Source organism: Mycobacterium sp. PTI7, assembly GCF_056679845.1.
The window spans coordinates 4,240,162-4,258,363 of the sequence record NZ_CM155252.1 but is presented as its reverse complement, the minus strand read 5'-3'; the positions used below and the strand labels follow the sequence as shown (position 1 = coordinate 4,258,363).

The window sequence follows — 18,202 nt, the reverse complement described above, 5'->3', positions numbered from 1 at the left end:
GTGGTCGCCGTCGATCGACCCACCATGCAACCTCAACCTCTATTCAGGTCAAGGGACGTGTCAGCTGGCCTTCGTGGTCTGGCTCTGCAGTGCCACCGACGCGGTGTCGACGGCGGACTGCACGCCCACCCCGCGGCCCTGGACCGTCACCGCCAGACGCGTCCGGTCCCCGCGAAACAGGTCGCGGGAGAACTCGCACGGCATTTCGTTCTGGTCGTAGGTGACCCGGGTGATCAGCAGCAGCGCCGACTTGGGCTTGATGCCGAGCAGGGTGGCCTCCTCGGGCGTGGCGTTCACCGCCTCGATGCGCTCGTCGGCACGCGCGGTGACGAGACCGTAACGGGTCTCCAGCATCTCGTAGATCGAGCCGCCGAGCTGCTGCTCGAGCAGTCCGGGGAAGGCGTCGGCGGGGAACTGCGCCAGTTCCAGTGAGATGGGCGATCCGTCCGCGAGCCGGACGCGTTGGATCTCGACGACGAAGTCCTCGGCGGTGAGGTTCAGGGCCTGCTGCGTGGGACGGTCGGGTGCGGTGATCTTCGTCGACAGCACTCGGGTTCCGGCGACGTAGCCCTGGTTGGCCAGGAACGCGGGCACGCCGACGACGTCGGACAGGCTGCGCTGCACCTGGGCGTGGCTGATGAAGATGCCGCCGGCCCTGCCGATGACGCGGTCGACGAGCCCGGCCTCCTCGAGCGCGGCCAGCACCTGGCGCAGGCTGGACCGGCTGGTCCCGTAGCGCTCCGACAGGTCGCGTTCGCTGCCGAGCTTGGTGCCGGGGACGCCCGCGTTGATGTCGCCGACGATGCGGCGCCGCAGTTCCTCCGTGGGCGTGGACACCGCGACCTCCCTGACCGATCGATTTGGTACGACCAAATATAGGGGACGTGGCAGCTCGGCGAGCTACATGTCGGCGATGGCCTCGGGTGACTCCGGCAGGATCTGCCCGCCGTCGACGACCAGAGACTGTCCGGTCACGTAGGCCGCCTCGTCGGTGGCGAAGAACAGTGCCGCGTTACCGATGTCCGCGACGCTGCCGAGGCGTCCGGCCGGCACGGCGGCGGCCATTTGGTTCATGTAGTCCTGGCCCATTTCGATCAGGCCCTCGGTGAGGATGTTGCCCGGCAGCACGGCGTTGACGGTGATCTTCTTCGGCGCCAACTCCATTGCTGCGGTGCGCAGGAATCCCAGCTGTGCCGCCTTGCTGGCGCCGTAGTGCGACCACCCCGGGTAGCCGGTGACGGGTCCCGTGATCGACGACGTGATGATGACCCGGCCGTGTCCGGTGGCGGCCAGCGCCGAGATCGCGGCCTGCACGATGTAGACGGTGCCCTTGACGTTGACGCCGAGCACCTGCTCGAGGTCGTCGGGCGTCATGTCCTCGAGCCGCGCCGACGGGAAGATCCCGGCGTTGGCGCAGACGACGTCCAGCGAGCCGTGCCGCTCCACGGCGGTCGCGACCACGCGCCGGCAGTCCTCGGGGCTGGTCACGTCGGCGGCGAGCCCGCTGACTGCTCCCTCGTGGCCGGCGAGCGCCGACACGGTGGCGTCGATGTCGGTCTGGGTGCGTCCGGTGATGACGACGTTGACCCCCGCGGCGGCGAACACCTCGGCGATCCCGCGGCCGATGCCCTTGCTGCCGCCGGTGACGATGGCGGTGCGGCCCTTCAGTGACGCGAACATGGTTGTCTCTCTTCGTTCGTGGCGGGTGGGTCAGGCCAGTCGCTGGCCGTCGAAGGTGAGATAGCGCTCGGCGAGGGCGCAGCTGCCCTCGGCGTAGGTGATGGACATGGCCTGCGACTCGCGGGAATGGGCGTGCGAACCCATCCAGGCCAGCAGCAGGAGACGGCGCAGCAGGACGAACGACGGCAGCATCGCCTCGTCGGCCGGCGACATCGGTCGTCTGGTCCGGTATCCGGTGACCCACGCGTCGAGCCACTCCGGCACCGCGGGATCGTCCTCGAAGAACGACACCGCGGTGCCGACGTCGTAGAAGTACCAGCCGAATCCGCAGTCGTCGAAGTCGATGACGGTGATGGCGTCGTCGTCGACGAGCAGGTTGGCGAGCCGCAGATCGGCGTGCACCAGGCCGAACACGTCCGGGCCGGTGCCGTAGTCGGCGAGCCGCTTCTCGAGCAGCCTGGCCGCCTGGGTCAGGACGGCCGACTCCGACGGTCCGACCCCGACGGCGTCCTGCCAGCGGCCCCAGCGCGGGGTGTCGCCCAGACTGTGCTGCCAGTCCCAGGCGAAGCGCCCGAAGCCCTCCGGCCGCTGCCATGCCCGGGAGTGATCGTGCAGCGCGGCGGTGATGCGTCCGAGCGTGTGGAAGTCGTCGACGGTGAGCGACTCGGCCTCGGGCTCGGCGCCGGGCACCATCGCGAAGTGCACGACGTGGCGGTCGGTGCCGCCGTGGCCGACCGTGACGACGCGGCGTCCGTCGCGCGCGGGCAGGACGGTCGGCACGGTCACGTCGCCGTCGCGCCGCAGCGCGTCGAGCCAGTGCAGTTCGGACTCGATCTCGTGGGCGCGGTGATAGTCCTTGCGGTGCACCCGCAGGATCGAGCGCTCACCGGTCGCGGCGTCTTCGACTGCGTACGTGGCGTTCTCGGACAGGTTGAGCAGCCGGAGCGTCGAATCGGGGGACAGGTCGTAGGCGGTCAGCGCGAGTTCGGCGACCTCGACGTCGTCCGCCACGAAGGCATCGTCGTCTCCTGTGTCGCTTCCCTGGAGCCTCGCTTGCGCGGACTGCCCTCCGGTGTCAGCCGCGGCGCTCATCGGTACAGCCTGCACTCGCCCGTGGTGGTCTGCACGTCGGCGCCGTCAGACGGTGCTGGCCGCGGCAGCGCGGGCCCGCTCGACGGCCGTCTCCAGCCGGTTCAGCACGTCGTCGCACAGGTCGCGGGTGAGAAGCAGGCCCGGCTTGAACTGCAGGACGCGGGGATCGAGGGTGGAGAAGATCGCCCAGACGCCGTTCTCGTACAACTCCCGCATGACGAACTTGGCGCCCTCGGGGTGGTTGAACTCCAGCCCGATCACCACGCCGTTCTGCCGGATCCCGATGAACCAGTCCGGGTAATCGGCCTGGATGCGGGCCAGGCCGGTGGCGAACACCTCGGTGATCGCGTGCACGTTCTCCCGGACCTCGGGGCGACTGGTGATCTCGAGGGTCTTGATCGCTGCGACGCAACCGAGTTCGGCGCCGCCGAAGGTCGAGATGTGGGCGAAGCCGTCCTGGTCGAGCCAGCGGGAGGCGCGCTCGCCGAGCATCGCGGCGGTGATCGGGTACATGCCGCCCGACAGGCCCTTGCCCGCCACCATGATGTCGGGTTCGATGCCGTGCTTGGTGATGCCCCACATCTCGCCGGTGCGCATCAGGCCGGTCTGCACCTCGTCGGCGATGTACAGCGAGTCGTAGCGGACGCACAGGTCCTTGACCGCCTCGAGGTAACCCGCTGGCGGCAGCGGGAATCCGTACGTCGCGGGGATGGTCTCCATGATGACGGCGGCGACGTCGCGATCACGCAGCGCCTGGTCGACGGCGTCGACGTCGCCGAAGGGCACCTGGATGAACTCGTCGGGTCGGTCGGAGAGGAACAGCTTGGAGAACCGGTCGTCACCGGTGGCGACCGCCAGGCCGGTGTGCCCGTGGTAGGCCTTGATGACCGAGACGATCTTGCGCCGCTGCGTGGCGTGCCGTGCGCTCTTGAGCGCGATGTCGATGGCCTCGCCGCCGCCCGAGCCGAACGCCACCTTCTCGATCGATGCGGGCGCGGACTCGACGAGACGCTGCGCCAGCGCCGTTCGCGCCACCGAGGGGAAGTGGTGGTTGCCGACGTCGAAGTACTGCATGCCGTCGATGAGGGCGGCCATCACCTCGGCGTTGCGGTGCCCGAGGTTGTAGGTGCCGCCGTTGAGGTGCATGTCGATCAGCCGGCGACCGTCCATGTCCCACAGGAAGTATCCGTCGCGGCGGTCGATTACCAGGTCGACGCCGGCGTCGGTCCAGAACTGCGTCTTGTCCGGATTCCAGTACTTCTTGGCCAGTTCCAGCACTTCGGCCTTCGACTGGAATGAGAACGTGCCGTAGTCGTGCACCGGGGCTCCTGCCGTGAACGTGCGTGTGGGTGTGGAGAGGGGGCCGGAGCGACGTCCGGATCCCCGCGCGTCGTCGCTGTCGAACTCCCTCACCCTAAAAAGGTTGGACCATTTGTGTCAATGGTTGCAGTTCCTGTTGCGAGACCTAATTGGTCGTGCCAATATTCGGAGGTTCGCCTGTGGGATGAACCACACCGGACACCCATCGTTCGCCTGAAAGGTACTCCCACAGATGACCGAACAAGTCGTGTCCCGCGACGAAAACACAGGTGACTCCGTCCAACGGCTCAAGCGCAACGCCGTCGGCACCTTCGGTGTCATCTTCATGGCCGTGGCCACCGCCGCACCCATCACCGCAATGGTCGGCAACGTCCCGATCGCCGTCGGGCTCGGAAATGGTTCGCACGCGCCGGCCGGCTACCTGGTCGCCACCATCGTGCTGGGCCTCTTCGCCATCGGCTACGCGACGATGGCCAAGCACATCACCGCCACCGGCGCGTTCTACGGGTTCATCTCGCACGGTCTGGGTCGCGTGGTGGGCATGGCGAGCGGCGTCATCATCACGATGGCCTACATCGTGTTCGAGGGCTCGCTGATCGGCATCTTCTCGTACTTCTTCGTGGACTTCGCGAACACGCAGTTCGGCTTCGCCATCCCCTGGCTGGTCCCGGCGATCCTGATGCTGGTGCTGAACTGCATCCTCACCTACTTCGACGTGAACCTGACCGCGAAGGTGCTCGGTGTCTTCCTGATCACCGAGATCGTGATGCTGTCGCTCGGTGCGCTGGCGGTGCTGTTCCGCGGCGGCAACCCCGAGACCGGTTTCGCGGTCGCGGAGACGCTGAACCCCGTCGGCGCGTTCACGCCTGCGGCGGGCGTGGTCGGCGCCAGCGCCGGTATCGGTCTGTTCTTCGCGTTCTGGTCGTGGGTCGGCTTCGAGTCGACGGCCATGTACGGCGAGGAGTCCAAGGACCCCAAGAAGATCATCCCCCGCGCCACCATGATCAGCGTGCTCGGCGTCGGCCTCTTCTACGTCTTCGTGTCGTGGATGGCGATCGCCGGAGCGGGACCGCAGAACGCGGTGGCGCTGGCACAGGATTCGGCGACGGCAGGCAACATCTTCTTCGACCCGGTGCAGGCCACCTACGGCGACTGGGCGATCACCCTGTTCAAGCTGCTGCTCGTCACGGGCTCCTTCGCCTGCGGCATGGCCTTCCACAACTGCGCGTCGCGCTACCTCTACGCGATGGGCCGGGAGGGACTGTCCAAGGGACTGCAGAAGACGCTCGGCGCGACCCATCACAAGCACGGCTCGCCCTACATCGCGTCGTTCGTACAGACCGGCATCACGCTCGTCCTGGTCCTGCTGTTCTTCGCCGCGGGCATGGATCCGTACGTCCACCTGTACGGGCTGCTCGCCATCCTGGGCACCATGGCGATCCTGATCGTGCAGTCGCTGTGCGCGTTCTCCGTCATCGCCTACTTCCACCTCCACAAGAACCATCCGTCCAGCGCGCACTGGTTCAAGACGTTCCTCGCTCCACTGCTCGGCGGCATCGGCATGCTCTACGTGGTGTACCTGCTGTGGATCCACAAGGACACGGCTGCCGGCGCGGCCTCGGGCACGCTGCTGTTCAAGCTGACGCCGTGGATCGTGGTCGGGCTGTTCGTGCTCGGTGGTGCGATGGCGCTGTACTTCAAGCTTCGCGATCCGCGCCGCTACGAGATGATCGGCCGAGTCATGTACGAGGACACCGAAGTTCGGGACTGACGGAGCAGCGACCAGAGGAGGTTGACCGGTGGAGCAGTTGGGACGGTTTCGCGTCCTCGATGACAAGCCGGTCAACCTCGACGGGTTCAGCGTCGCAGACCCCGAACTCGGCCTGGTCGCCATGCGCAGTCCGTGGGACCCCTCCCCGTCGCTGACCATCCGCGACGGGGAGGTGCTCGCACTCGACGGCAAGTCCGCCGCCGAGTTCGACGTGATCGACGAGTTCATCGCCCGGTACGGCATCGACCTCGCGGTCGCCGAGGAGGCGATGGCGCTCGACGACGCCGCGCTCGCCCGCATGGCGGTCGACGTGAACGTCCCTCGCGCCGAAGTGATCCGGCTGATCGGCGGCACCACGCCGGCCAAGCTCGCCCGGGTGGTCGCCCTCCTCAGCCCCGTCGAGATGCAGATGGCGATGACCAAGCTGCGCGCCAGGCGGACGCCGAGCAACCAGGCGCACGTGACCAATCAGCTCGACGACCCGCTGCTGATCGCCGCGGACGCCGCCAGTGCCGTGGCCTACGGCTTCCGCGAGGTCGAGACCACGGTGCCCGTGCTCGGCGACGCCCCGTCGAACGCCGTCGCCCTCTTGATCGGTAGTCAGGTGGGCACGCCCGGCGCGATGGCGCAGTGCTCGATCGAGGAGGCGCTCGAACTCCGGCTCGGGCTGCGTGGCCTGACCAGCTACGCGGAGACCATCTCCATCTACGGCACGGAGCAGGTGTTCGTCGACGGTGACGACACCCCGTTCAGCAAGGCGATCCTCACGTCCGCCTACGCCTCGCGCGGCCTCAAGATGCGGGTCACCAGCGGAGGCGGCGCCGAGGTGCTGATGGGTGCGGCCGAGCGGTGCTCGATCCTCTATCTCGAGAGCCGGTGCGTCTCGCTGGCCCGTGCGCTGGGCAGCCAGGGCGTGCAGAACGGCGGCATCGACGGGGTGGGCGTCGTGGCGTCGGTGCCCGAGGGCATGAAGGAACTGCTCGCCGAGAACCTGATGGTGATGATGCGCGACCTCGAGTCGTGCGCCGGCAACGACAACCTGATCTCCGAGTCCGACATCCGGCGCAGCGCGCACACGCTGCCGGTCCTCCTCGCGGGCGCCGACTTCATCTTCTCCGGATTCGGCTCGATCCCGCGCTACGACAACGCCTTCGCGCTGTCGAACTTCAACTCCGACGACATGGACGACTTCCTGGTCCTGCAGCGGGACTGGGGCGCCGACGGCGGACTCCGCACGGTGTCGCCCGAGCACCTCGAGCGCGTCCGGCGCCGCGCTGCCACCGCCGTCCAGGCCGTGTACCGGGATCTGGGACTCGCCGACTACGACGACGCCCGGGTCGAGGAGGTGGTGCTGGCCAACGGGTCTCGCGACCTACCCGCGGGCCACCCGAAGATGGTCGCCGAGGCCGCGTCGTCTATCGAGGCCCGGCAGCTGACCGTCTTCGACGTGATCGCCGCACTGCATCGCACCGGCTACGCCGACGAGGCGCAGGCGATCACGCGGCTCACCCGCGAACGGTTGCGCGGCGACCAACTGCAGACGTCGGCGATCTTCGACGACGAGTTCCACGTCCTGTCCAAGCTCACCGACCCGAACGACTACGCCGGTCCCGGAACGGGATACGCGCCCACGCCGCAGCGGCGGGCCGAGATCGACGGCATCCGGCAGGCTCGCACGTCGGCGGAGCTGACCGCCGACCAGGTGGAGCACCAGGGTCACCTGACCGTCCGCGACGTGGAGGTAGCCCGCCAGGGCAGCGATCCCCGCGAGGTGGTCATCGGGCTGTCCCCGGCCTGGGGACGCAGCGTGTGGCTCTCCCTGTGCGGCCTGACCATCGGCGAGGTGCTGCGGCAGATCTCGGCGGGTCTCGAGGAGGAGGGCTGCGTGCCGCGACTGGTCCGGATCCGCTCGACGATCGACGTCGGACTCATCGGTCTGACGGCCGCCCGGCTGTCCGGGTCGGGGATCGGCATCGGGTTGCAGGGCAAGGGGACTGCGCTGATCCACCGGCGTGACCTCGCGCCGCTCGCCAACCTGGAGCTGTTCAGCGTCGCGCCGCTGCTGACGGCGAAGATGTACCGCGATCTCGGCAAGAACGCCGCCCGGCACGCGAAGGGCATGGCGCCGGTGCCGATCTTCACCGGCGGCACCGACGAGTCGATCTCGGCGCGCTATCACGCCAGGGCGGTCGCGCTGGTGGCCCTCGAGCGCGAGGCGTGCGAACCGGGCGAGGCGCCGATGACGGTGGAGGTGGCGCGGCCGTGACCCGGACCGAGATCACCGTCGACAACGCGGTCGACGGCAAGCTGGGCCTGCCGGACCTGCGGATGGATCCCGCCGTACTGGCCCACCAGGCGGTGGTGGCCGAGGAGGGCGGTAATCCGCAACTCGCCGAGAACTTCCTGCGCGCAGCCGAACTCGCGATCCTCGACGACGAGGACGTGATGGCGCTCTACGAGGCGCTGCGGCCGCACCGCTCCACCGCCGCCCAACTCGCCGACCTGCAGACGTCGCTGGAGGCCCGCGGCGCATCGCGTTGCGCCGCGCTGGTCGCCCAGGCCGCGGTGGTCTACGCACGGCGGGGTCTGTTGCGTTGACGGTGACGGTGGCCGGCATCGACGTCGGCAACCACACCACGGAGATCGTCCTCGCCCGGGTGGTGGACGGCACCGTGACGCCGATCGCGCACGCGCAGGCGCCGACCCGCGGCCGCAAGGGGTCCCGTGACTCGCTGCTGGGTGCGGCGGCGCTGCTGCGGAAGGCCGAGGCGGACGCCGACGTCCGGGTGGACGAACTGCTGCTGTCCGCACTGCGGCCGGTCGACACGGCGACGGCGCCGCTGCCACCCCCGACGTCACCACGCTCCCCGGTGCGGAACCTGCGCCGGCCCGACGCGAGCACTCCCGCGGGCACCGGGTTCGGGGTGGGCCGGCACGTCCTGCTTGCCGGGCTCGACGGCCCGCCGTCCGACGGGCCCGTCGTGGTGTCGGTGGACGCGCTGACCGACTTCGAGGTGGCGGCCGCCGCCATCACCGACGCGGTGCAAGCAGGGTGGCGGGTGGTCGGGGTGATCGCCGCGCAGGACGACGCCGTGCTGATCCGCAATCGCATCCCGGTGGCGATCCCCGTGGTCGACGAGGCCGACGTCGACGTGGACCCCGGCGCTCTGATCGCGGTCGAGGTGGTCGAGGAGGGGCGCGCGTACCGGGCGATGGCGGACCCCATCGCGCTCTCCGCGGCCCTCGGCATCGACGCCGCCGCGATCCACGACGTCGCGGAGTTCTGCCGCGAACTGTCGGACGCGTCGGCCATCGCCGTGACCCGGCGTGTGGGACCGCCACCCGTGCCCGCGGTGGACGACGACTTCGTCGACTGCACCATCGACGGCGACTCCCGGCGCTACACGCCGTCGCAGGCCCACGCCGTGCTGCGGCTCGCGCCGCCCGGGTGCGTCACGTACCTGCGACTGTGCGCCGTCCCCGCGGCCGAGCACGGGATCGCCGTCGAAGACGCGTTCTTCACCGATCTCGGCACCCTCGACGACGGCGCGTGGCTGCGTCGCGGGGTCGCCGACGCCCACGGCACCGTGGTCGCGATGCTCGCCGCCGACGAGGTGTCCGACGCCGCCGAGACGCTCGCCGGCCTGACGGACCGGCCGGCCCGCACGCTCGCCACCGAGCCCGCGGCGGCCGCCGCGGGCGCCCGCACCACGGCGGGTCTGCCGCCGGACTCGATGGTGTGCGACATCGGCGGTGGCACGGTCGATCTGATCGGTGCCGACCGCACGGTGGTCGCGGCGGGGGCGGGGGAGACCATCACGGTCGCGGTGGCACGCGTCCTCGGCATCCCGCGGGCGCTGGCCGAGCAGGTGAAGCGGACGCCTGCGGTGCGCGTCGAGGGGCCGCACGTGGCGCACGAGGAGGACGGGCGGCGGGTCTTCCTGGACTCACCCGCGCCGTCGGACGCGATCGGGCGACTCTGCACGCGTGGCAGCGCCGGGCTGGTGCCGTTCTCGAACCGGTTGGCCGCCGAGGAGTGGCGGAGTCTGCGGCTGGCGATCAAGCGGGAGACCATCGCCGCCAACATCGCCCGCTGCCTGCGTGCCTTCGACCGGCCGCCCGCTGCGCTGGTGCTGGCCGGTGGCGGCGCGCTCGACGACGAGCTGCTGCGCTCGGTCGCCGAGGCGCTGCGCGGCGTGCCCGTCGCGGTCGGGCGCGCGGACGTCGACGGCATCCACGGTCCGCGCTTCGCGGTGGCCAGCGGACTGGTGCACCTGTTCGCGGCGGGTCGCTGACGCCGCGATCGTGAATCTGGCGACGCGACACGCGAGGGATCCGTCGCCAGAGTCACAGTGGGCGGCTAGTACCGCCGGCCGAGCCCCGGCACGATGTCGTCGAGGTCGAAGTCCACCGGCTGCTCGAGTTGGTCGTACGTGCACGACCGCGCGTCGCGGTCGGGGCGCCACCGGTTGAACTGCGGCAGGTGGCGGAAGCGTCCGCCCTCCATGTGGTCGTAGCGCACCTCGACGACCCGCTCCGGTCGCAGGGGCACGAACGAGAGGTCCTTGCCGGCGTTCCAGCGTGATCCCGCACTGCGCGGCGTCGGCTCCTCGGCGGTATCGGCCATCCGCCCGCCCCAGTTCCACGGATGCTCGTCGAACGGCACGACCAGCGACTGCAATTCGGTGAACAGCGTCTTGCGCGTGGCCATGGGGAACGCACCGATCACGCCCACGGACGCCAGCGTCCCGTCCTCGGCGTAGAGGCCCAGCATCAGCGAGCCCACCGCGTCGGCGCCGGACTTGTGCACGCGGTAGCCGGCCACCACGCAATCCGCGGTGCGAGCGTGCTTGACCTTGAACATGATTCGCTTGTCGGGCTGATAGGTGATCGTCAGCGGCTTGGCGATGATGCCGTCGAGGCCGGCGCCCTCGAACTCGTCGAACCACCGTCGCGCCACGTCGGCGTCCGTGGTCGTCGGCGTGACGTGGAAGCTGGTGCCGGTCTCGCGCATCGCGTCGACGAGTGCCGAGCGCCGCTCGGCGAACGGCCGGGCCGTGTAGTCGTCGTCGCCGAGCGCCAGCAGGTCGAAGGCGATGAACGCCGCAGGCGTCTTCTCCGCGAGCATCCGTACCCGCGACGCGGCGGGGTGCATTCGCAGTTGCAGCGCGTCGAAGTCCAGGCCGTGCGCGCCGGCCACGACGATCTCGCCGTCGACGACGCACCGCTCGGGTAGCTCCCGGAGTGCGGCGGCGACCAGCTCCGGGAAGTAGCGTGTCAGCGGCCGCTCGTTGCGGCTGCCGAACTCGACCTCGTCGCCGTCACGGAAGCAGATCGACCGGAAGCCGTCCCACTTCGGCTCGTACGACGCGTCGGGTGGGATGGCCGGCACCGACTTCGCGAGCATCGGCGACACCGGTGGCATGACGGGGAGGTGCACCCGCCCATTGTCGCGCCCCGCCCGGACCGGCCGACGCCTGCCGTGCCGCGCAGCGGATCCCCGGGTCAGCCCGTGACGTCGCGGCCGATGAGTTGGCGGGCCACGATCCACTGCTGAAGTTCGTTGGCGCCCTCGAAGATCTCGAGGATCTTCGCGTCGCGGTACATCTCCTCGAGTCGCACGGACTCGCCGGTCTCGGCCACCTGCCGGGCGAAGCCCAGCGCGCCGTGGATCTGGATGGCCTCGCGCGTCACGTCGTTGGCCAACCGGGTTCCGTACGCCTTCGCCATCGCCGCCTCGGGCTCGGCGCTGCGGTCGCCGCGATCGAGCAGCGTCGCGGCCTTCTGATACAGCATGCGGGCGCACTCGATCTCGGTCGCGCGCTGGGCCATCGTGAACTGCCAGTGCTGCATCGCGCCGAGCGGACCACCGAAGACGTGACGCGTACGCAGCCGGTGGACCGCGAGGTCCAGCGCAGCCTGGGCCACCCCGACGCCCGCCGCGCCGATGCCGATGCGCCCGCGAACCAGCGCGGACAACGCCACGCCCAGGCCGCCACCGGCCGGTCCGAGCAGGTTCCCGTGGGGGACGAGGACGTCGTCGAACACGATGTCTGCGGTGATCTGACCGCGGTGGCCCATCTTCAGGTCCGGTGCACCGATGCGCACGCCCGGCGAGGACAGGTCCACCAGCAGCATCGTCGCCCGGCTGCTGCCCGCACCGGCGCGGACCAGCACCGAGACCCAGCCCGCCACGATGCTGTTGGTGATCCAGCGCTTCCGCCCGTTGACCACGAAGCCGTCGGGGGTCTCCTCGGCGACGGTCTGCATGCGTTCCGCCGTGAGGTCCGAGCTGGTGTCCGGCTCGGTGGTGGCGAAGGAGAAGGCCGTTCGCCCGCTGATCAGCTCCGGGATAAGGTGCCTGCGTAGCTCGTCGGAGGCGTAGGTCAGCGTCTGGGGGACCAGGATGCACTGGCCGTCGTACACCCCGGCCATCGACGACGACTGGTAGGCGATCTCCTCGGTGACGGTGCAGGTGCCGAGCATCGGATGGCGCAGTCCGCGCCCGAATTCGGCGTCGAAGGGGACGGCGAACATGCCCTCGGCCGCGAGGCCGCGAAACGCCTCCCACGGGAAGCTGTCGATCGATTCCTCCCGCTGACCGATGTCCCGGGCATGGGGGGCGAGCCGCGTGGCCACGGCGGCGCGGGCCTCGGCGCGGAGTTCGACGATCTCGTCGGGGAGCCACACGTCGTGGGTCATGTGGTCCTGGGTGCGCGGGACCGACTGGGTCACCGGTGGCGCTTCGCGTGTCGGCACGGATCCTCCTCGGGGCGGTGACCCGAAGCGTAACAGTCAGCGCTGACCGTTAGTGCTGACGTCGAGCATCTGGCACGCCATCGAACGCCACATCGGCAGGTGCGGATCCGAGTCGGGGTCGCGGTCGACGATCGAATAGGTGAGGGCCACCCCGCGCATGCTGCTGAACAGCAGCTCTCGGAGGTCGTCGAACCCGGGATGGCTGCTGTGCACCGGCCCGAACATCGTGGCGACGACGTGGGTGATCGCCCGGCCCAGCCGACGTTCGGACGCCGCCAGCTGCTCTCGCAGATCCGCGTCGGTGCGCGCAGCCGACCACAGGTCCATGGCGGCCCAGAAGTACGGCTGGCGGAAGGTTCGCCACAGGAGATCGACTGCGTGACCGATGCGTTCGGTACCTGCGGGATCGAGGTCGTCGGCCCGCTCGAACCACCGCTCCATGTCGGCGATCCGCTCGTCGGCCAGATGTTGCGCGGCGGCCACGAGCAGCGCGTCGCGTGACGGGAAGTGGTGTAGGAGCCGGCCGCGGCTCACGTTCGCGCGCTCCTGTATCGCAAGTGTCGTCGTGTTGCGATACCCGCGCTCGACGAGCAGTTCGACGGCCGCGTCGAGGATGAGGGACCGACTGTTCGCCCGCCGGCTCGCCTGCGATCGGACCGATGTCGCCGATTCCGTCATGACCGAAGGTTAGCGCGGCGGCGGTCGGGAACGATCAGAGTTGACCGCAACCGGGCCGCGCACCGTCACTGCGGAGTCCGCTTGGTCTCCCGCTCGGCCGCGTGGTCCTCGATCGCCTTGCCGATGGCGTGCGTGGCGCGGTCCATGAAGTCGGTGCCGCTGGCCAGCACCCAGTCACGGGATGCGACCGGTCCCGCGAGCTGACCGGTGAAGTGCGGCATCACGTACTGGGCGAACAGCTCGTAGCTCCTGAGCTTCGCCGCGGGCGGTGCCCAGTCGTGGTCGAAGAGGAGGAAGGCCCCGAAGCCGCCGTCGCTCGCCTCGATCAGCTCCTCGATCTTGGCCACCGCGTCGTCGGGCGTGCCGATCACCGCGAAACCGGACTGGTGGTTGTTGGCGAGGATCTCCTCGACGGTGTCGCCCTGCACCGGGCCGGCGGGGAGCAGATGCTTGAAGTACTTGGAGAACTCGACGATGCCGTGTTCGACGTCGCGCTCGGCCTGCTCACGGGTCTCGGCGATGTGCATCGGGCCGACGAGGCGCCACTTCGAGCGGTCGGCGACGTGGCCGTTCTCGCGGGCGACCTCCTCCCACGTCTGCCAGTGCTGTGCGAGCAGGTCCATGCCCTGCCGCGCCGTCGCGGCGATCGACAGCATGCCCACGCCGTGCTTGCCGGCGCCGCGTGGACCCGTGGGGGAGAACGACGCCGCCACCGCGATGTCGAAGCACGGATCGCTGTAGGGCCTGAGCTGCAGACGCGCGTCCTGCAGCGTGAATCCGTCGGTGTGCATGGTGACGGTCTCGCCGCGCAACAGCCGCGTGATGGCCTCGAGACACTGCTCCATCCGTGGCCGCTGCTGATCGGCGGGGATGCCCAGCATGTGCGCGTCCGAGGTGAGCTGGCCCGGGCCGCAGCCGAGCATCACCCGGCCGCGGGTGAGGTGGTCCAGCAGCACCATGCGGTCGGCCAGCATCAACGGCTGGTGGTACGGCAGTGAGCTGACGCCCGTCCCGAGCTTGATGTGCGTGGTCCGCTCGGCGGCGACGCCGATGAACACCTCCGGAGAGGCGATGATCTCGAACCCCGCCGAGTGATGCTCGCCGATCCACGCCTCGTGGAAGCCGAGCCGGTCCATGGCGACGATCAGGTCGAGATCGCGTTCGATGGCGAGCGTCGGGTTCTGTCCGGTCGGGTGAAACGGTGCCATGAAGTTTCCGAAGCGCATCTTCCACGTCCTCTTCCCGGGGACTTCGACGCTATTACACGGCGACCCGCGTCGGGGGCACATCGTCGTCGGACGGCCGCGCGATGAGTTCGGCGAAGGCGGGTAGTCCTAGTCGGCGACAGTCGCCCGACGCGAGCACCGATGAACCAGGATGGACACCGTGGACCTCCCCGTACCGCCACCCGTCGAGCCGATGCTGGCCAAGGCCGCGGCCACGGTGCCCGCCGAGCCCGGCACCTGGTCCTACGAACCCAAGTGGGACGGCTTCCGCGCGCTGGTGTTCCGTGACGGCGACGACGTGGTGATCCAGTCCCGCAGCGGCAAGGACCTCGGCCGCTACTTCCCCGAACTGCTCGTCTCGCTGCGCGACGAACTCGCCCCCCGCTGCGTGGTGGACGGCGAGGTGGTCGTGCCCCGGGAGATCGACGGTCGCATCCGACTCGACTGGGAGTCGCTGAGCCAGCGCATCCATCCCGCCGAGTCGCGGGTGCGCAAGCTGTCCGAGGAGACGCCCGCGCACTTCATCGGCTTCGACGCGCTCGCGACCGGGGAACGCGCGCTGCTCGGCGAGCCGTTCCGGACGCGACGCGAGGCACTGGCGGAACTGATGCTCCCAGAACGTTTCTGCCACGTCACCCGCACCACCGAGGACGCCGACCAGAGCACGCTGTGGCTCACCACCTTCGAGGGCGCGGGGCTCGACGGCGTCATCGCCAAGCGCCTCGACGGGAAGTACCTGCCCGGCAAGCGCGACATGATCAAGGTCAAGCACGCGCGCGATGCCGACTGCGTGGTGATGGGCTACCGGATCCACAAGAGCGGCGAGGGGCTCGGGTCGGTCCTGCTGGGGCTGTACCGCGACGACGGCGAATTGCAGATGGTCGGCGGCGCAGCCTCGTTCACGGTCAAGGACCGGATCAAGCTGCTGGCCGAACTGGAGCCGCTGCGCGAGGGCGACCAGGTCAACGACGGCGAACCGTCGCGCTGGAACTCCGCGGCCGATAAGCGGTGGATCCCGGTGCGTCCGGAACGGGTGTGCGAGGTGGCCTACGACCAGATGGAGGGCAACACGGTCGACGGCCGGCGGTTCCGCCATGCCGTGAAGTTCGTGCGGTGGCGCCCCGACCGCGATGCGTCGAGTTGCACGTTCGACCAACTCGACGTCCCGCTGAAGTACGACCTGTCCGACGTCCTGGAAGGCCACTGATGCCCACGCCCGCAACCGAGATCGACGTCCACGGGATCAAGGTCCGGCTGACCAACCCCGACAAGCCGTACTTCCCCAAGCTCGGCGCCGCCGGCACCAAGGGCAAGCTCGTCGACTACTACCTGGCCGTCGCCGAACCCATGGTCCGCCTGCTGCGTGACAGACCCGTTCACCTGCAACGCTTTCCGGACGGCATCGACGGCGAGGAGGTGTACCAGAAGCGGGTCCCGGTCAAGCATCCCGACTACCTCGAGACGTGCACTGTCACGTTCCCGTCGGGCCGCACCGCCGACGCGCTCAAGGTGACCCACCCGTCGGCGATCGCGTGGGCCGCCCAGATGGGCACGGTGACCCTGCACCCGTGGCAGGTGCGCTGCCCCGACACCGAACACCCCGACGAGTTGCGCATCGACCTCGACCCCCAGCCGGGCACCGGCTTCCCGCAGGCGCGGGAGATCGCCGTGGACGTCCTCAAGCCGCTGCTCGACGAGCTGGGCATCGCGGGCTATCCGAAGACCTCGGGTGGACGCGGCGTGCACGTGTTCATCCGGATCGCCCCCGAGTGGGACTTCGTCGAGGTGCGGCGAGCGGGCATCGCGCTGGCCCGCGAGGTCGAACGCCGCGCGCCCGACGCCGTCACCACGTCGTGGTGGAAGGAGGAGCGGGGGGAGCGGCTGTTCGTCGACTACAACCAGAACGCCCGCGACCGGACCTTCGCGTCGGCGTACTCGCCACGCCGCACCGAGATCGCCACCGTGTCGACGCCGCTGTCGTGGTCCCAGTTGGCCACCGCCGACCCCGACGACTACACCATCGTCACCGTGCCGGACTTCATCGCGGGCCGCACGGACCCGTGGGCCGACATCGACGCCCACGCGCACTCGCTCGCCCCGCTGCTGGAGATGGTGAAGGCCGACGAGGAGGAGCGGGGACTGGGCGACCTGCCGTACCCGCCGAGCTACCCGAAGATGCCGGGCGAGCCGCCACGCGTGCAGCCGAGCAAGAAGGTCGCGGCTCACTGGGATGCGGACGGGAACCCCGTCGCCGGCTCCTGAAGACTCACCTCGTGCGGCTCGACGTCCGAGCTGCCGTCGCGGCAGAAAGGCCGACCCGTGCCCGTCGCATTCATCACCGGTGCCAACGGATTCATCGGCCGTGCCCTGGCGGCTCACTTCGGCGCCGCGGGCTGGTCGGTGCGCGGTGTCGACCGCGTCGCCGATCCGGCACGCGGCGTCGTCTCAGGCGACACCACCGAACCGGCGGGGTGGGAGCGCCACCTCGACGGGTGTGAGGTCCTGCTGCACACCGCGGCTGTTGTGAGCAACGCGGTGGCGGCCGACGTGCAATGGACGGTCAACGTGCTGGGCACCCGTCGGGTCATCGAGGCGGCCACGCGCGCACGCGTCGGCCGGGTCGTGCACCTCAGCTCGGTGCGGGCGTACGGCGACCTGGGTTTTCCGCCCCTCGTCGACGAGTCCTGGCCGCTGCGTCCCGACGGACACGCGTACGTGGACACCAAGGTCGCATCGGAGGCGGTGGCCTTCCAGGCGCATGCCGCCGGGGACGTGGCCGTGACCGTGATCCGGCCCGGAGACGTCTACGGGCCGGGTTCGCGGCCCTGGACCGTCATTCCGGTCGAGGAGACCAGGAAGGGACGACTCATCCTGCCGGCGGGTGGCAGGGGCGTGTTCTCACCGGTGTTCGTCGATGACGTGGTGCACGGGATCTTCCTGGCCGCGACCCATCCGGACGCGTCTGGTCAGGCCTTCAACCTCCCCGGCCCGGCGCCCGTGACGTGTGCCGAATTCTTCGGTCACTACGCCAGGATGCAAGGCCTGCCGCCGCAGCGCACGGTGCCGACCGCGGTGGCCGTGACTCTGGCCTCCGCGGTGGGGACCTTCGAGAGGATGCGTGGCCGCCCGAGCGAGCTGAATGCCGAGACCGTCCGGTACCTGACCAGAACCGGTGGATACTCGCGAGCCAAGGCGCAGCGGGTGCTCGCCTGGATCCCGCGGGTCGGTCTCGCAGACGGAATGCACGTGACGGAGCGGTGGCTGCGCGCCGAGGGCCTGATCGCCGCGACGTAGACCACCGGGGGTCGTCAGCGAAGCGAGAGCACGCCCTCCGGGGTACGCGTCATCCAGGACTCGGGGATCTCACGCGGTTTGCGCCACGACCGTGCCGCGGACAGCGCCGCCACCGAGGACACCTCGATGGCGCCGAGGACCAGCAGTGGCCACACGGCGCCCGCCAGGAGGCTGAGCGCCAGGGTCTGGACCGTGGGAAGACGGCGGTCACCCAGGTGTCGAGCGGCCACGAAGGCGATGGCCGAACTCACCAGCCAACCGCCCAGATATGCCAGCGCCCAGGTCGCCATACAGCCGTGTCTCCCTTGCCAGGTCGTTGTCGTCGCCGTCAATGTAGCGCTGTTTGCTGGCGGCAAACAAGCGTTTCGCGAAGCCCGTCAAT

Annotated in this window: 16 protein-coding genes; 7 read left to right on the top strand and 9 right to left on the bottom strand. The window is 69.7% G+C overall.

The window, feature by feature from the left end; all coding sequences use genetic code 11:
• Positions 1-60 precede the first annotated feature (60 nt).
• The 4 genes from AC1MEY_RS20510 to AC1MEY_RS20495 form a co-directional block, all read right to left on the bottom strand.
• On the bottom strand, positions 61-837 hold the full coding sequence (locus tag AC1MEY_RS20510) for a GntR family transcriptional regulator (RefSeq protein ID WP_480227236.1): 777 nt from the start codon (positions 835-837) through the stop codon (positions 61-63).
• Between the two features lie 63 nt (positions 838-900).
• Entirely contained in the window at positions 901-1,680 is a 780-nt protein-coding gene (gene fabG, locus AC1MEY_RS20505; RefSeq protein ID WP_480227235.1) for a 3-oxoacyl-ACP reductase FabG, read from the bottom strand.
• Between the two features lie 30 nt (positions 1,681-1,710).
• Positions 1,711-2,691, bottom strand: a complete 981-nt coding sequence (locus tag AC1MEY_RS20500; RefSeq protein WP_480227234.1) for a phosphotransferase enzyme family protein — start codon at positions 2,689-2,691, stop codon at positions 1,711-1,713.
• 126 nt (positions 2,692-2,817) lie between these two features.
• Entirely contained in the window at positions 2,818-4,092 is a 1,275-nt protein-coding gene (locus AC1MEY_RS20495; RefSeq protein WP_480227233.1) for a class-III pyridoxal-phosphate-dependent aminotransferase, read from the bottom strand.
• Between the two features lie 232 nt (positions 4,093-4,324).
• Between AC1MEY_RS20495 and AC1MEY_RS20490 the strand changes: the two genes are divergently transcribed.
• The 4 genes from AC1MEY_RS20490 (at position 4,325) to AC1MEY_RS20475 (ending at position 10,158) form a co-directional block, all read left to right on the top strand.
• Positions 4,325-5,863, top strand: coding sequence for an APC family permease (locus tag AC1MEY_RS20490; protein WP_480227232.1), 1,539 nt, complete (start codon positions 4,325-4,327; stop codon positions 5,861-5,863).
• A 28-nt stretch (positions 5,864-5,891) separates the two neighbouring features.
• Entirely contained in the window at positions 5,892-8,129 is a 2,238-nt protein-coding gene (locus AC1MEY_RS20485; protein WP_480227231.1) for a propanediol/glycerol family dehydratase large subunit, read from the top strand.
• A 62-nt stretch (positions 8,130-8,191) separates the two neighbouring features.
• Positions 8,192-8,461 carry a diol dehydratase small subunit gene (locus AC1MEY_RS20480; RefSeq protein WP_480231593.1) on the top strand — a complete coding sequence of 90 codons (270 nt, stop codon included), beginning with the start codon at positions 8,192-8,194 and terminating at the stop codon, positions 8,459-8,461.
• The gene (locus AC1MEY_RS20475; RefSeq protein WP_480227230.1) at positions 8,458-10,158 is read left to right on the top strand and encodes a diol dehydratase reactivase ATPase-like domain-containing protein; all 1,701 of its coding nucleotides are present in this window, start codon (positions 8,458-8,460) and stop codon (positions 10,156-10,158) included. Before AC1MEY_RS20480 ends, AC1MEY_RS20475 begins: the two co-directional genes overlap by 4 nt.
• A gap of 65 nt (positions 10,159-10,223) precedes the next feature.
• Here the strand turns inward: AC1MEY_RS20475 and AC1MEY_RS20470 are convergent, their stop codons facing one another.
• The 4 genes from AC1MEY_RS20470 to AC1MEY_RS20455 form a co-directional block, all read right to left on the bottom strand.
• On the bottom strand, positions 10,224-11,303 hold the full coding sequence (locus tag AC1MEY_RS20470; protein WP_480227229.1) for an ATP-dependent DNA ligase: 1,080 nt from the start codon (positions 11,301-11,303) through the stop codon (positions 10,224-10,226).
• A gap of 65 nt (positions 11,304-11,368) precedes the next feature.
• Positions 11,369-12,565 carry an acyl-CoA dehydrogenase family protein gene (locus tag AC1MEY_RS20465; protein ID WP_480231592.1) on the bottom strand — a complete coding sequence of 399 codons (1,197 nt, stop codon included), beginning with the start codon at positions 12,563-12,565 and terminating at the stop codon, positions 11,369-11,371.
• Positions 12,566-12,658: 93 nt separating this feature from the next.
• Positions 12,659-13,300 (bottom strand): TetR/AcrR family transcriptional regulator, encoded by a 642-nt coding sequence (locus tag AC1MEY_RS20460; protein WP_480227228.1) that lies wholly within the window; start codon positions 13,298-13,300, stop codon positions 12,659-12,661.
• A 65-nt stretch (positions 13,301-13,365) separates the two neighbouring features.
• Entirely contained in the window at positions 13,366-14,526 is a 1,161-nt protein-coding gene (locus AC1MEY_RS20455) for an LLM class flavin-dependent oxidoreductase (protein WP_480227227.1), read from the bottom strand.
• Between the two features lie 151 nt (positions 14,527-14,677).
• Between AC1MEY_RS20455 and AC1MEY_RS20450 the strand changes: the two genes are divergently transcribed.
• The 3 genes from AC1MEY_RS20450 to AC1MEY_RS20440 are packed head-to-tail and all read left to right on the top strand — an operon-like array spanning position 14,678 to position 17,820.
• A complete protein-coding gene (locus AC1MEY_RS20450; protein ID WP_480227226.1) occupies positions 14,678-15,733 on the top strand; it encodes an ATP-dependent DNA ligase in 1,056 nt (351 codons plus the stop codon).
• Positions 15,733-16,788 (top strand): non-homologous end-joining DNA ligase, encoded by a 1,056-nt coding sequence (ligD, locus tag AC1MEY_RS20445; RefSeq protein WP_480227225.1) that lies wholly within the window; start codon positions 15,733-15,735, stop codon positions 16,786-16,788. The genes AC1MEY_RS20450 and ligD overlap by 1 nt, the downstream gene beginning before the upstream one ends.
• Positions 16,789-16,845: 57 nt before the next feature.
• Entirely contained in the window at positions 16,846-17,820 is a 975-nt protein-coding gene (locus tag AC1MEY_RS20440; protein ID WP_480227224.1) for an NAD-dependent epimerase/dehydratase family protein, read from the top strand.
• A gap of 14 nt (positions 17,821-17,834) precedes the next feature.
• Here the strand turns inward: AC1MEY_RS20440 and AC1MEY_RS20435 are convergent, their stop codons facing one another.
• The gene (locus tag AC1MEY_RS20435) at positions 17,835-18,110 is read right to left on the bottom strand and encodes a hypothetical protein (RefSeq protein ID WP_480227223.1); all 276 of its coding nucleotides are present in this window, start codon (positions 18,108-18,110) and stop codon (positions 17,835-17,837) included.
• Positions 18,111-18,202: the final 92 nt, after the last annotated feature.